The organism is Bacilliculturomica massiliensis, from assembly GCF_900605495.1.
GTDB classification, from domain to species: domain Bacteria; phylum Bacillota; class Clostridia; order Peptostreptococcales; family Anaerovoracaceae; genus Bacilliculturomica; species Bacilliculturomica massiliensis.
The window spans coordinates 138,603-153,958 of sequence record NZ_LR027603.1 but is presented as its reverse complement, the minus strand read 5'-3'; the positions used below and the strand labels follow the sequence as shown (position 1 = coordinate 153,958).

At 53.8% G+C, this 15,356-nt stretch carries 10 protein-coding genes; 1 reads left to right on the top strand and 9 read right to left on the bottom strand.

The genetic code is table 11. From position 1 onward, the window contains the following. Positions 1-23: 23 nt before the first annotated feature. From E0E37_RS10385 to E0E37_RS10370, 4 genes are all read right to left on the bottom strand, one after another. On the bottom strand, positions 24-842 hold the full coding sequence (locus E0E37_RS10385) for an MBL fold metallo-hydrolase (RefSeq protein WP_130862985.1): 819 nt from the start codon (positions 840-842) through the stop codon (positions 24-26). Between the two features lie 118 nt (positions 843-960). Beyond that, on the bottom strand, positions 961-1,473 hold the full coding sequence (locus E0E37_RS10380; protein WP_130862984.1) for a ferritin: 513 nt from the start codon (positions 1,471-1,473) through the stop codon (positions 961-963). Positions 1,474-1,679: 206 nt separating this feature from the next. Further along, positions 1,680-2,777 carry a butyrate kinase gene (gene buk, locus E0E37_RS10375; RefSeq protein WP_130862983.1) on the bottom strand — a complete coding sequence of 366 codons (1,098 nt, stop codon included), beginning with the start codon at positions 2,775-2,777 and terminating at the stop codon, positions 1,680-1,682. 127 nt (positions 2,778-2,904) lie between these two features. After that, positions 2,905-6,240, bottom strand: a complete 3,336-nt coding sequence (locus E0E37_RS10370; RefSeq protein ID WP_246019694.1) for an ATP-binding protein — start codon at positions 6,238-6,240, stop codon at positions 2,905-2,907. Positions 6,241-6,483: 243 nt separating this feature from the next. On the opposite strand from E0E37_RS10370, the gene E0E37_RS10365 reads away from it, so the two are divergent. Beyond that, positions 6,484-7,851, top strand: a complete 1,368-nt coding sequence (locus E0E37_RS10365; RefSeq protein ID WP_130862982.1) for a YjiH family protein — start codon at positions 6,484-6,486, stop codon at positions 7,849-7,851. Positions 7,852-8,001: 150 nt separating this feature from the next. Here the strand turns inward: E0E37_RS10365 and E0E37_RS10360 are convergent, their stop codons facing one another. From E0E37_RS10360 to E0E37_RS10335, 5 genes are all read right to left on the bottom strand, one after another. After that, positions 8,002-9,390, bottom strand: a complete 1,389-nt coding sequence (locus tag E0E37_RS10360; RefSeq protein WP_130862981.1) for a sigma-54 interaction domain-containing protein — start codon at positions 9,388-9,390, stop codon at positions 8,002-8,004. Between the two features lie 121 nt (positions 9,391-9,511). Further along, on the bottom strand, positions 9,512-10,858 hold the full coding sequence (locus E0E37_RS10350; protein WP_246019693.1) for a glycine/betaine/sarcosine/D-proline family reductase selenoprotein B: 1,347 nt from the start codon (positions 10,856-10,858) through the stop codon (positions 9,512-9,514). Positions 10,859-10,891: 33 nt separating this feature from the next. After that, positions 10,892-12,199, bottom strand: coding sequence for a glycine/sarcosine/betaine reductase component B subunit (locus E0E37_RS10345; RefSeq protein ID WP_130862978.1), 1,308 nt, complete (start codon positions 12,197-12,199; stop codon positions 10,892-10,894). Positions 12,200-12,288: 89 nt separating this feature from the next. Continuing rightward, the gene (locus E0E37_RS10340) at positions 12,289-14,172 is read right to left on the bottom strand and encodes a TRAP transporter permease (protein WP_130862977.1); all 1,884 of its coding nucleotides are present in this window, start codon (positions 14,170-14,172) and stop codon (positions 12,289-12,291) included. 16 nt (positions 14,173-14,188) lie between these two features. Next, a complete protein-coding gene (locus E0E37_RS10335; protein ID WP_130862976.1) occupies positions 14,189-15,199 on the bottom strand; it encodes a TAXI family TRAP transporter solute-binding subunit in 1,011 nt (336 codons plus the stop codon). Between the last annotated feature and the right edge of the window lie 157 nt (positions 15,200-15,356).

Genomic DNA, 15,356 nt, shown 5'->3' with positions numbered 1-15,356 from the left:
ATTAAAGGAGGGTTTTCTTATTGTTAATTTTGTGTAAAATCGCGCTCTGTCCCGCTGCATAGTTCCACATTTTCCATGGGATCCAGAAGCAGTTTCAGACCTGGAAGGACGTCTCGATATCTTTCGAAACGCCGCAGCGCCAGTTTCCGATAGCCGTGTTCGTCGATGACCTGGGCGGGAATGTGGTAGATATAGATCCCATGGGCGCCCCAGCAGGCGGCCTCTCTCACCCATTCTTCACGGCCCAGCAGGATGGGGTTGAAGAAAAGGAAACGGGAGCGCGGAGGAGCGCCGGTATTTACCCCAGGCCCTGGTCCGCCTGACAGGCCCAATCGCTCCGCCGCGAACGGAAGCTGGGCAAAATCCATATCTGCCGTAAAGATCAGCTCCGTATTCCCGCAGGTCAGGCGAATACAGTAATGCCCCGGGCAGGAGAAGGTGATGTGCTTCGTCAGCAGATAGTCCACGGTAAAGGAGCCCCGCGTATATGTGTGGAGAGCCCCGTCGCCGCCGTCCATAAAGACCGTTCTGCCGCGGATCGTGCCGGGGATCAGACGCTCTGCTTCGGAGGGAAGCATCAGGATGGTCTCCGGATGGTTTTCCATAAATTCCACGGATTTATCCAGATCAAAATGATCGAAGTGCAGGTGGGTGTACAGCAGCAGGGCGATCCTGTCGTATGGGGGACAGCCGTCCAGAAGCATCCGTTCCGCAGTGGGCGGTATGCGGTCGAAACAGGAATCGTCCGAGGCCAGAGCGTCTATGAGGATGCGGCCGCCGCCGCAGTCTGCCAGCACGCCGCAGTTGGCCAGATAGCGAAGCTGTATTTTGGAATTCTGCATGTGATCAAACCTCCGTTCTGCAGTATCAGGAAATTTTGCTATATAAAAATGCCGGAGCGGCACAGTATACCGCCGTCCGGCATTTCCGTATTTTTATGAGACGTGGGGGACGCGTGTATTACAGCGTCAGCGACGGCGCGGCATAGACCCGGCCGCCCAGCTCCTGATCCAGCATATACAGGCCCTTGGCGTCGGTACCGAAAAGTTCCATCTTTTTGATCAGGTCCGAGGCGTTGGTCTCCTCCTCGCCCTGCTCTTTCACAAACCAGTCCAGGAACTGCAGTGTGCGGAAGTCCTTGGCGTCGGAGGCCGCTTCGTAGATGGCGTTGATCAGCCCTGTGACGTACTGTTCGTGGACCAGTCCCGCCTTCAGGGGATCCATATTGTCTTTCAGGTCCGCGTCCGGCCTGTCGATGGCTTCGAAGGTCACCTTCAGGTCGTTGTTCTGCATGTACCGGACGAACAGCATGGCATGATCCCGCTCCTCCTGAGCCTGGATCATATACCAATTTGCGAAGCCGCTCAGTCCCTGTTCCGCATAGAAGTTGGAAAAGTGAAGGTACAGGTAGGCCGAGTAAAATTCTTTATTGATCTGCGTATTCAGCAGCTCTGCTACTTTCTGATCGAACATTTTCTTTTTCTTTCTCCTTTCCTCTGATCCGTTCATTTTTTTCTGATGATCCCATGATCTCAGATCCGGACCTCATACGATCCCGGATCGCGGTCAGTCCGGATGACGCGCCGTTTCGGGCGTCACACAAATTATTATATTTGTTTTATTTCCGAAGCGCAATCATTAAATTACGCCAGAAACGCAGGGGCGGGGCGGTCTTCCGCCTAGATAAACAGTTCTTCTTTTTCCTGATAGTTATCCACGTATTCGTTGCAGGGTTCCTGACCCCGAAGGATCCGCAGAGCTCCGTAGGCCAGCGACTCCAACTCGTTTTCGCCGGGGTATACCACCACGGGGGCGATAAAGCTCACTCGTTTAGAAACCATATCCGTGAGCATGTCCGAGTAAGCCATACCACCGGTGAGGATGACTGCGTCGATCGTTCCGTCGATGGTGGGGGAGAGCTCGCCGATCCCCTTGGAGATCTGATAGGCCTGAGCCTGATAAAGCAGCTTGGCCTTCTCATCGCCGCCTTGGATCATGGCCTCGATCCGGCGGCAGTCGTGGGTGCCCAGATAGGCCTTAAGGCCGCCCATGCCCCGCAGTTTTTTCATCAGATCCTTTTTGCTGTACTCGCCGCTGTAACACATATCCACGATATACAAGATGGGTACGCTGCCGGAACGCTCCGGAGAAAAGGGACCGGCGTCGTCCGTGATCACGTCTACGATCTTTCCCTTTTCGTGGGCGCTGATGGAGATTCCGCCGCCCAGGTGAGCTACCACAAAATTCATGTCTTCATAGCGGCCGCCCATCTGAGCCGCCACTTTGCGGGCGGTGGCTTTGCTGTTCAGCACGTGGCAGAAGCTCTGGCGAACGATCTCCGGGATGCCGGTCACCTTGGCCACTTCCTTCAGCTCATCGGAGGACACGGCGTCGTAGATATAGGCGGGGATGTGTTGGGGCTCCGCCACGGCGGCGGCCAGCAGTGCGCCCAGATTCGAGGCGTGATCGATGATAGGGCCCTGAATGATGCGCCGCTTCATGGCTTCGTTCACGCCGTAGCCGCCGGCTTTGACCGGCGGCAGCTGACCGCCGCGGCCCACGGCGGCGGAAAGCCTGCTTTTGTCGAAATCGTGTTTTTCCAACGCTTGAAAGACCAGAGCTCTGCGCATTTCAAACTGATCTCTCAATCCCCTGCAGCGGGCCAGATCCTCGTTGCTGTGGTCGATGGATTCCGCAAAGAGCTCATCTTCGTTCTTATAGACGGCGATCTTTGTGGATGTGGATCCGGGATTGATGGCTAGTATATAATGATCCATATTGTTTTTCCTTTCTCCGCGGACGCGGCGCCGTCTGCGGTACGGCGATGAGACTCTGCGGCGGCAGACCGCACAGCGGGCATCAGAGCAGGTCCGGCAGCCCTTGGGTTTGATCGGTCAAGGCATGTCAGCCGATCCAGCGGCGGAGGATCTTCAGCAGCTGATCCACGTCCAGCGGCTTGGAAATGTGCTCGTTCATACCTGCCTGCCGGGCCTGGTATACATCGTCGGCAAAGGCGTTGGCTGTGAGCGCGATGATGGGGATCGCCCCGGCGTCGGGCCGGTCCCCGGTCTCCGCCAATCTGCGGATAGCCCGTGAAGCTTCATATCCGTCCATCACCGGCATCTGGATATCCATGAGGATGAGCGCGAAGGTGCCCGGCGGATTGGCGGTGAAGAGATCCACCGCCTGCCTGCCGTCGGCGGCGCAGACCGACTCCAGTCCGGCCATGCCTAAAAGCTCTTTCGCGATCTCCCGGTTGAGTTCGTTGTCTTCCACCAGAAGGAGCCTTGTGCCCGGTTTAAAGGCTGACTGTTCCTCCGGTTCTTCCGCCGGGTGCGGGGTGACAGGAGCGTCCTTATCCGCCAGCTTCAGGAACAGAGTCACCACAAAGCAGGTGCCGCGGCCGGGCTGACTTTCCACCTGAATGGTGCCGTTCATCATCTGCACAAGATTGCGGGTGATGGGCAGCCCCAGTCCCGTACCCTGTACAGAACTCACCCGGGGATCCTCCGCCCTTTCGAAAGGCAGGAACAGCTTATTGATAAACTCAGGAGCGATACCGATGCCGTCGTCCTGTACGGTGAACTCAAAACAGCCGATCCCGCTGCGGCCGGAGGGCCTCTGCTCCGCCTTCAGGGCGATGTGGCCGCCGTCTTCGGTGTATTTCACAGCGTTGGACAACAGATTCAGCAGGATCTGCTGGACGCGCATGGAGTCGCCGAAGACCGTGTCGTTTTTCAGATCGGAACGCAGAGACAGCTCCTGTCCCTTGCGTTGGGTATCCGGCCGGATGATCTGTGTGACGGTCTCAAGGGTCTCGCTGAGCAGGAAGGTGTTTTCACTGAGAGCGATGCTGCCCGACTCTATTTTGGACATGTCCAGGACCTCGTTGATGAGACCCAGCAGATGGTCGCCGGATACGCGGATCTTTGCCAGGCAGTCCAGCAGTTTTTCTCTGTCGTCCGGCTGTTTTTCCGCGATGGCCGTCATACCCAGAATGGCGTTCATCGGCGTCCGGATGTCGTGACTCATTCTGGACAAAAACTCAGATTTGGCCAGGTTGGCCTGCCGGGCGCCCTCGTATGCTTCTTCAAGGGCCTGCTTCGCCGCTCTGTCTTCGGCCTGACGCTCCAGCTCCCGCTGTTTTTCATCGCTCACATTGCGGAGCGTGACGATGGCTGTTTTCATATCGGCGCCGTCAATGGTGACGGGATGGATCTCCAGACGTATCCACGGGGCTCTGGAGTCGTCGGAAACGTGCTGACGAAATTCGATCTCCGTGTGACCGCTGATCTGGGAGAACTGCTGCAGAAGTCTGGACCGGTCGCATACATCGGCGATCCGTCTCCGGTCGCCTTCGTCCACGTGGGTGAGCAGCCCGCCGCACAGATCCGTGGTAAAACTGCCGGTGCGGGGGATGGACAGAGCGTCTCCCGTCTGCGGAAGACGCACGGCATAGTATTGATCGGCAGTGAGGTTTACGTAGACGATGCTGATGTAGACGCCGCTGATCGCCTGCAGAGCCGACTGACTCATGTGCAGACGTTCGGTGTTTTCCGAAAGCGCCTCTTTCATGGTGTGGATGTTGCGGATGGTTCCCACCACACGTTCCGGCTCGCCGTCGCGGGTAATGAGCCGGCTGCTGATCCGATGCCAGCGGTAGTCTCCCGGCGCGGTGTCGGGGGTGACCACGCGCACCTCAAACATCTCCGCGCGCCCGTTGCAGATGTTGTCCACCGCCATGGGCGCGTCCTCCGGATGTATAAATGCCTTGTCTTTCAGCAGCTGGGAATAATTGGGGAGCTCCCGGCGCGTAACGCCCTGACCGCCGCCTTTGGGCTCGTAGCTGATAAACAGATCGGTGGCCGGCATGTATTCAAACATGGTGTCGGAACTGGACTCCATGGCCACCCGATACATTTCCTGTTCCTGTTCCAGCTGACGCTGCAGCGTCTTGCGGGGCGTAATGTCCAGCAGCGTGCGCTGTATGACCGCTTCCCCGTCTGGAGTCACGTCCACGATCATGTTGGAACTCTCCAGCCAGTGAAGGGAACCGTCACGCCAACGGGCGCGGTATTCCCGGTCCTCCCGGTCTCCCACGTTTTGTAGCAGCTGGTAGGTCTGCCGCAGCATGGCCTGATCTTCTTCCAGCGCGCTGCCCAGGACGCCGCTGTGCCAGTCCTGCAGGCCTTCTTCCCTGCTTTCGTAGCCCAGAAGAGAAAGGGCCGCCCGGTTCAGAGAGATCAGATCGTAGGATCCGTCTCTGCGCCGTATAAATCGGATGATCCCGCAGGGGACGGTGGCGTAGATGCTTGCCAGCAGCTGTGTCTGTTCCCGCAGACGCTGCGCGTCCTCCTCAGCCCGCGTAATGTCCAGGTAGAGACTGTTGACCATCCAGTTTCCTTCGGCGTCCCGCGCCTTTTTGCCGCTGTCGATGATCCATTTGAGACTGCCGTCTTTGCAGCGCACACGGTAGCGGGTAGAGTAAGTGAGACCGCCGTCCCGGAAGGCTTCGGCGCAGTCGGACAGGGCCTGTTCCAGATCGGGAGGATAAACGGTTCCCACGGCGGTGCCGCCGGTAGCGGTCATAAATTCCTCTACCGTATAGCCGAACAGGGCGGCCGCTTCCCTGCTCACAAAGACGAAGGAGTACATGTCGTCGTCGTTGCTGATCTTGAGACCGCCGGCGATGGACGCCATGATCACATCCAGCTGACGGTTCTGCTGAATGGTCTGGGCCTCCAATTCGGAAAGCCGTTCCTGCACGAAGTCGTAGGACTGTCTGCCGATCTTTTCGGGAAAGAGTTCCTCGCCCACCATTTCCTGATAGGGATTGGAACAGTGGATGTGGCAGCACCGCAGCCCCTGGTCCGTCTCCTGCAGTACAAAGGTAACGCGCTGGTGTACTTTCAGATACATCTCCACTCCGGGAGCCGTGGAGATCCACATACGGCCGGATACCACATACAAACCGGGCACAGGCTCAGTGACGTCATACTCTTCATCCTGGATCTCGCAGGGCGGGACAGCCCCGGTAAAACGGCGAAACATCTCCGCGGCGGCCTCCTGGCCAGCGATATATTGTTCTTCACCGGCGCCGAACCACGTGAACTGGGGAGCGAAAAAAGCTGCCACGCCTTCTGCGTTGCCGTCGCAGTAGTGCATATGCATTAAACGGCTGGCGAGGGCTTTCGCCTCCTCCGCACGCCTGCTGTGCGTCTGGGTCGTCTTATTTTTCAACTTATTTCCTGACCTTTCTTCTGTGAGAGCGGAAAATGGCTCTTTTCCCCATGATACTTTATTGTACTTTTACCGTCAAGGAGATCGGGCGTATTTCGCCGGTAAGGAGGAAAACATCAGGAGTTTCCACATTTCCCAAGTATTATTTACGTAAATATTTTAAATTTTCTTTATCTGCAAGCCGGGGGCATGTTATACTTAAATTAATTATATAGTCATGAGCTGTATGAAAGGAGATTGGACATGGAAAAAAGCAGAGGCAGATTGATGGCCGGGTTCCTGATACCATCTATAGTCGGAATCGTCTTGTTTATGATTCCCGTGAAATACGGTGGGGATTGGACGATCTGTGTTAAAATCCTGGCGGACATGATCGGCAGCGCCCTGGGCGGCGTACTTCCGATTCTTTGCGTTATTATTGTAACTATTTCAGCGGTCATGTCGCTTATTGCACAGGCGAAACCAAAATTCATCACGGATAATGCGATTTTGAACGATACTTTTTCCACATCCTGGATCTGGGTGGTGGTGAGAGTATTCGGCGCTATTTTTATCTGGCTGACCTATCTCGGCATCGGCACGGGCGAGGGAGAAACGGGAATCATCCATATGATCACAGACGGCGGCGCCGGCGGATTCGTATTGGGAGACCTGCTCACAGTGCTGGTCATCATCTTTGCCATTGCAGGATTGCTCTTACCCCTGCTTCTGGATTTCGGCCTGCTTGAATATATCGGAGCAATGCTGACCAAGATAATGAGACCGCTGTTCAAAATTCCGGGGCGTGCTGCCGTAGACTGCATCACATCCTGGATCGGAGACGGCACGCTGGGCGTTATGCTCACATGCAACCAGTATGAGGGAGGTTACTATTCAGCCAGAGAGGCGTCCGTCATCGCGACCACCTTCTCGGCTGTGTCGATCACCTTCAGTATCGTCGTATTGGCTCAGGTAGATCTGATGCAGTACTTCGGTACATATTATCTGCTGATCTGCCTGATCGGCATTGTGTGCGCGATCATTTCGCCGCGGATACCGCCTCTTTCCATGAAGAAAGACGATTATGTAGTAAAAGGAAGAGCCATGCCGGAGACGATCCCGTCTCAGTACAAGAATTCAAATGAGTATGGGCTGGATCTGGCTTTGAAGAGAGTGGCAGAACACAAAGGGATCGGCAGTTTCCTGGAGAACGGGCTGAAGAATGCCACGGGTATGTGGTTCGGCGTACTGCCCACCGTTATGTGTATTGGTACGCTGGCCCTGCTGGTCGCCAACAACACCGCGTTCTTCGAATATTTAGGAAAGCCCTTCCTGCCGCTGCTGCAGGTGCTGCAGGTGCCTGAGGCCGCGGAAGCGTCCAAGACCATGATCGTAGGCTTTACCGATATGTTTACGCCTTCCATCATTGCGGCGGAAGGTATCGCAAGCCCTATGACCAGATTTATCGTAGCTGTGGTATCTGTCACACAGCTGATCTACCTGTCTGAAGTCGGCGGCCTGATCCTTGGTTCCAAGCTTCCGGTAAAACTGTGGGAGCTGTTCGTGATCTTCTTAGAGAGAACCATCATCAGCCTGCTGATCGTTTGCCCGATCGCACATCTGATTTTTTAACCAAAGGTGTAATGTGTAGTGTAGTATGGCTATATAATTGAAACAAAGGACCAAAAAGAAGGGGCCGCCCGCCAACGGAAAAAACGTTGAGCGCGCGGCTCTTTTTTGCGCAAAAAGAAAGATATAAATGCAAAGAGATAAAACCAGGCTCTATTTTACCAGCAGCCTTTTTCTTTTTCTCACAAAAGTGGAGGGGCTGATGCCCAATTCTCTGGCTGCGGCTCTGACGTTCTTATGACGCTCAAACGATTGAAAGATCATCTCGCTTTCAACGCGTTCGATGGCTTCCGACAATTTCATGCACTTATTTGGCTCATACCTGTGATTGTCTACGGCCTCGATGATCTGATACGGAAGATCATTGGACTTGATCTCATCGCTGTAAGTGGTGACGACCATCCGCTCGATCAGATTCCGCAATTCCCGAACGTTGCCCGGCCACTGGTAATCATATAAATATCGAAGCACCTCCTGCGAAAGCCTTTTCTTCATTCGATACTTTTCGTTAAACACATTCAAAAAATATTCGACGGTGGGGATGATGCTGCTTCTTCGATTCCGCAAAGGCAGGATCCGCAGCGGGACGACGTTTAACCGATAAAACAGATCCGCCCTGAATTCTCCCTTCCTGACCATCTCCTCCAGATTTTTGTTGGTTGCGGCGATGATGCGTACATCCACCTGGATCATTTTATGACTTCCCACTTTTTCTATGGACCCGTCCTGAAGCACCCGAAGCAGCTTGACCTGCGTAGTCAAAGGAAGCTCTCCGATCTCGTCCAAGAACAGAGTACCGTGGTCCGCCGCCTCAAACATACCGATCTGTCCGCCCTTGACAGCGCCTGTAAACGCGCCCTCCGCATATCCGAACAATTCAGATTCAATGAGACTATCCGGTATGGCGCCGCAGTTGACCTTCACAAAGGGTTTGTCGCTTCTCAGACTGTTATTGTAAATATACTTTGAGATCAGCTCTTTTCCCGTGCCGGTCTCTCCATAGATGATGACTGTGGTGTCGACCTGTGCGACCCGTTTGGCCATCAACAGCAATTCCAGCATTTCATCATCCTCAGCCACGATGAAATCAGCGGTGGCGATCTGCTTTTTCAGTTCTTCGACCAAACCTTTATATTGAATATTTTCTGTACGGCTCTCATTGTACTGTTCTTTCAGGATCTGCAGCTCGGTGATATCTCTTACGTTTGTGACGACCATCTGGATCGTGCCGTCTTCATCGAAGAAAGGAGTTCCCGTCACCAGAGCGCTTTTTCCCGTATTAAATGTCTGGTTTAGAGTGATAGGCTGCCTTCGTTTCAGGACCTCCAATGTGGCGGATTGGGAGATGAGCCCTGTCTGGACCAGTTCGACCATCATACGCCCTAAAACCTGTTCCCTCTTCAGACCTGTGATCCTCTCATAACTGTTGTTGATCTCTATCACTCTGGCCTGACCGTCCGTGATGAAAATACCGTCGTAGGATGTCTGTATGATCGCCTCTAACATATTCAGACTGTTGTTTTTCTTAAAATGTTCCGACATAACCGCACCCCTTAACCAATGTCTGCCGATGAAGCCGCTTCAAAACCTTGAGGCTGCACATCGGCAGATATTGCATTTAAATATTTACCGGACTGCTGCGAATGGGCGTTGCTGCACGAAACTAATCGAGTGCGAAAATGGTCTGTTCTTCCACCGGCGTCTGCAGCAGGGCCAGCGCTTTTTCCAAATACCTCTGATTGAGTTTTTGCTCCTCCTCTTTGGGCAGATTTTTGTTACCCACAACGTAGGTGATATTGGTACCTCTCAAGATCCGGTTGGCGCCTACCATCTTGGCCACTTCCGGCAGAGCCGTGATCTGAACCACGGGGATGCCCGCTTCTTCAATGCTGGAACCGATCGTTGCACCGCAACGAGTGGAGGTTCCTCAGGCCGAGGTTAGGATGACAGCGTCCACATGTTCATCCACTAAAACTTTGGCGATCTCATCCCCCATGATCTTCGACTTTTTGACGATGCTCACGTTTCCGCAGGTGGTAAACAAGGTGGGGTTCAGCTTGCCGATGCGGCCTTCCTTTTCAAATTCGCGGGCGGGGTCTATGGGCATGAGACGGTTGTAATCCATCAATACCTCATAGTTGTTGTATCCTCTGTGGGATACCTCGTGCTGCCCGCCCCCCTGGGGACACAATTTATCCAGTTCATATTCCTTCCAGATCGTGCACATTCTGCTGGGGATCCGATCCGGGTTTCCTGCAGGTACGATCCCGCCGTCCGTCACGAAGGCGATCTTTGCTTTCGTGATATCTTTGATGGGCTCGCCCGGCTTTACTCTGCCGAAGGGCGGCTTCAGCACATCGCTCTCGAAGGGTTCTTTCCTTATTTTCTTTAACAGCAGATCGATGGATCTCTCCGCCGTGGTTTCTTCCGTAAAGACATTTTTGATCAGGTTGCGGGTATAATAGTCGTACTCGTAAGGGGAGGGGATGCAGTCGTTGGGCGCCACCAAACGCGGATCCGGCTTATTCTCCAGCAACGCGTCGGCCAATCTTACCATTTTCTTGATCACAGAGGTCATTTCCTTGGAGTTGACTCCGCACTTTACGATATAAGCGTACTGCGAATACATCTCCACGCCGGGATTTTCTTCATTCATCGCGGTGATGGCCGGGATCCCCAATCTCTCTGAAACGATCTTGCACATGGCGCCGCAGGAGGGGCCGTATCTTCCTGCCGCGAAAGCCGGACCCGCGATAAAGAGGTCGGGCTTGAATTGTTCGATCATGCGGAATCCTTCTTCCGCATTTTTTTCAAAATCTCCGGCGAAGAAGTTGTCTCCGCAGACAAGAGTCGCGACGACTTCTCCCCGTTCGCCCAGTTCTCTCTGCAGCGCTACGCCCGGGCCAACGGGCTTCTCGTGCAGAGCGAATCCCACGTCCGCGTATTCCTCTCCGCCGATCCCCGCGAAGAATTGATTGATATAATGGACCACTCTCAATTTCTGTAACATTCGTATTCCTCCTTGCTCTACGCAGCATTCCACTTAGTATTCCATTGCTCTGACTTTGGTTCTGCCGAGAAAATCCGTGTAACCGGCCACAAAGATGGCTTCGATCTTTAGATCTACGGAACCAAGGGGAGTATTGCAGCTCGTCGCCCGCCATGAGCTGGCAAACGAATCCGGCGAGGCTCCCAACAGGTTTTTGTATTCAAAATGGATGTCCACCGGCGCGAAATAGGTAAAGCCCGCGATGATCAGATTCAGCGATTCATCCGCATACACAAGGTTATCCGCCAGTTTGCCCACGTCGGTAAAAGAGGTGATGTGCATGGAGGTGGACACGCCTAACTTTTCGCACTCGATGGCTACTAAAGCGGAGTCCAGATGAGCGGCGCCGCCGTGGAACTTCGTCAGTATGACGCCGTCCGCGTTCAAAACATCTTTGATCAGTTTTCCGGTCTGCTTTACGAAGAAGCCTCTGCGCACCTCGCTCATGGACAGAACGCCGATCACTACGCCGCAGAACACGATCTCCTTATTTTTATGTCTCTTGTAAAGCTCTTTGATGATCCCGTGATTCTGGTTGTCGTAGGTGCAGTAGGACTGGATGTGGACGCCGGACATGGCGCCGTCCAGGATCTCATTGGGATGAAGGATCGTGGGCGGCATCTCGGTCACCGTCTGTCCGTACAGAACTCTTGAAGGATCGTTTCCATAATCGTAGTGGGGCGCGTACACCTGATAGTAGTAGCAGATCCTGGGCAGGTCTTTCGTGTCTTCGTCCTGGGCGTACAGATCCAGATCGTACACCTCCGTATCGCTGACGGCCAGGTCCCCCGCGCGCTCGGCCAGATAGACCGCCGCCTTCATGCCGGCGATCCGCAGGACGTCCTCATGCTCGTTGTCCGTGAGGCCTTCCACGGTCTCCCCGCACATATACAAGATATTTTTGCTGGAATACTCGGTCAGTCTGGCGCCTGTGCCGCCGGTGTCAAAGAACTTCTGGACCGTTCTTCCCTTGCCGGGCGTAGCGTTGCACACCACCACGATGACGTCGTCCAGAGAACGGGTCACGCCCTTGCCTGCGGTCTCGATCTTTCCCACAAATCCCGGAAAGTTTTCCCCGCCGTCCAGCTTGCATCTTGGCTGTATGACGTCGATCACGTTTACAAACCGCGTGTCGTCGTTGTCTTTGTCGATCACCCGAATATCCAGGGAGACCAATTTGTCATCTTCACACAGATGCGCTCTTAATTCTTCGATATTTACGTACAGATTTTCCTTTTCCGCACAAGTTTTTTCACCTGCAATCAAGTAATCTACTTTCATGCTTTGCATTTCAAGTCTCATAAACTTCTCCTTTTATAATTCAGCTGAGATTGATAAGGACCGGTCCGGCCAGATGAAGCCGGACTCGTATTCCGGAATTCACTATGCGTTTACGCGGAGAGCGTACTCTGTTCGTTCTTCTCCTTTCTCGCCTTTATAAACTGAGGTACGATGATGATCCCGGCTAAGACCATACCTATGGCGCCCGACACCAGTCCCGGCTTGATCAGCAGGATCGCCCCTGCAAAGATCAGGATCCGGCCCAGTATGTTGATCTCGCTTTTGTAGAATCCTTCGATGGACATGGCCATAAACATGGTGGCGAATATCACCAGCACCGTGGCAAGGATGATGCTGGGTATGCTTCCGATGCCCAAGATCTCAGGATTGTACAAGAATATGAACGGTATGATATAGCCCGGTATTCCTACCTTCCAGGCCGAGAATCCCAGCTTCATGGGATTGTCCTGCACCACGCTGGCCGCCGCGTAAGAAGCGACTGCCACCGGAGGCGTAATGGCGGACAAGATCCCAAAATAGAAGGTAAACATATGGGCGGCGATGGCGGGCACATCCATTTGGATCAGCGCGGGGGCCACCAGCACGCTCAGTATGATATACACAGAGGACGTGGTCATTCCCATGCCTAATATGAGGCCCGCGATCATGGTGATGATCAGCAGAAGAGCCATGTTTCCGCCCGACAGCATCAGCAGCAGGGAAGAGATCCGGATGCCCAGTCCGGTCAGGGACAGCATGGCGATCATGATGCCTGCCAGAGAACAGATCAGCGCCACCTGCAAAGCGTCATAGGCGCCTTTTTCAAAGGTGTCCAATATCTTTTTCAGACTCATTCTGGTCGACTTTTTGACCTGGGCGACGGCGATCAGGCTGACGATGGACCAGAAGCCCGCCTTGGCCGGCGACCATTTGACCACAGCCAGCAAAATGATCAGCAGGATCAGCGGAAAAGCCAGATAGAAATCGCTTTTCAGCACTTTTTTCCAGTCCGGAACATGTTCCATGGGCTTGATGTTGAGCCGGTTGGACCGCATACCGATGGCAAAAAAGATGGCCAGGTAATACAGGACCGCCGGGATCGCCGCCGCGCCCACTACCGTCACATAAGGCACGCCCAGAGTCTCCGCCATGATAAACGCGGCGGCTCCCATGATAGGCGGCATCAGCTGTCCGCCGGTACCGGCTACAGACAGAATAGAGCCGGCAAACCGCTTGTCGTAGCCAGATTCCGTCATCATAGGCACTGTGAGGGGACCTACCGCCATGATGTTCGCCACAGCGCTTCCGGATACCATCCCGAACAAGCCGCTGGATATGGTGGAGACCATAGCGCTTCCGCCCCGTTTTTTACCCACCAGACCGGCGGCCAGGTCGATAAAAAACTTGCCTGCTCCGGAGCTTTCCAAAAACGAACCAAACAGAATAAATACAAAAATATATGTGGCGGAAATTCCCAGAATGGAACTGTAGATCCCTTCTGTTTCCATGAACAGCATGGACACGATGCGGGTGACGCTGTAGCCTTTATTTCCGATGATCTCCGGCAGCATATTTCCGAAATACGCGTACAGCACAAACGCGATGGCCACCAGGGGAAGGGCCAGCCCGGTGGTCCTCCTGGTCCCGTCGACCACAGCGATAGTCATCACCAGACCCAGCAGAATATCCAGAGTCTGCGGATAAACGACCATCAGCGTCATCCGTTCCCAGGTAAAAAACACGTATACGCTGGCCACGGCCGCCAGAACGATCATGATGATGCACACTGCTTTTTTTACTACGTTGTTCTGCTTAAAGTAGCTCTGCATATAGACCAATATGACAGCAAGGCCCAAATGCACGCATCGCTGCTGCATGGTGGGCAGCGCCCCCACCGCCGCGGTAATAATGTGAAACAGCGACATGGCGATGGCGATGTATCGCATTAATTTTCTCATATAGAGATCAAAACTACTGGTATTGGGTGCATCCATTGCGCCTCACTCCTTTTTACATGATTTCGTCATAATACCGCTTTGCTCCCGGATGGAAAGGCACTATATTCTTTTTGTAGAGATTGATCGTATTTTCCGCATTCCACTCTGCCCCGTCTTTATGTACCAGCGCCAGCTCATCTACGTTTTCGTTGAGAGTCTTGGTGATCTCATAGACCAGATCGTCGTCCAGATTCATATTGGCGGCCAGCAGCACGTCCACCGTCATCAGATTGACCGGTTCTGTCTGATTTTTGTAAGTGTTGGGCTCTATGGTGATCAGATCAAAATATTTGTCTTTGTCCATATAGGGCTTCAGCAGGTCCGCGTCGATATCTAAGAATTTTACATCTTTGGACGTGGTCAGATCGGTCAATCCCGCCATAGGCACGCCTCCGGCCACGAAGATGGCGTCTACCACGCCGTCCTTCAAAGCGTCGATGTTCTCTGCATGGGAAGCGGGCGTTTCTTTCAGCGTGCTCACATCTACTCCATAGGCCTCATAAAGCATATCGATCATGGGGGTAGAGCTTCCGGTCAGGGTGGGCTTGCCTATCCTTTTTCCATTGAGATCTGCAAAAGTCTCTATGCCGCTGTTGGCCGCGGTCACGCAGTACAGAACAAACTTATGTCCGCTCTGGATCACTCCCAGATTATCCAATGGAACGGGATAGCCTCTGTCTTCCCTGCCTTCCACTGCGGATACCAGCTGTTCCAGACCGCCCATTCCGATGGTGTCAGGATTCTCGGAGGCTAAACTGAAATTGATCGTCCCGTTCGTCGCCTCGTTATTTACGGTGAGTCCATCTATCTTCTCGCTCAATATCTGGCTCTGCCCGGTAGCGATATAATAATAGGTGCCCGCGCTGCTGCCGGAGGCGATGACCAAAGTATTCGGCTTGACTTTCTCTCCTGTCTCCCCGCCGGAGCCCTGGCCGCCACCGCCGCCGCCACAGCCTGTGGCGAGCATACTCAGAACTAAAATCAGAATCAATGCACTTATATATCTCGTCTTTTTAAGTCTCATTTTCTCCTCCTGTTATCTGTCTGATAAATAAAATTATAGCTTTCCTTTTGATCCTGTCCCTTGCCGGCACAACTGTCAGCGCCATTTTCAGCCCATAGCGTCACCTCTCTTTTCCGTCGGATCGCCCGACTATACCGTCTTTTAATGCAAATCGCAT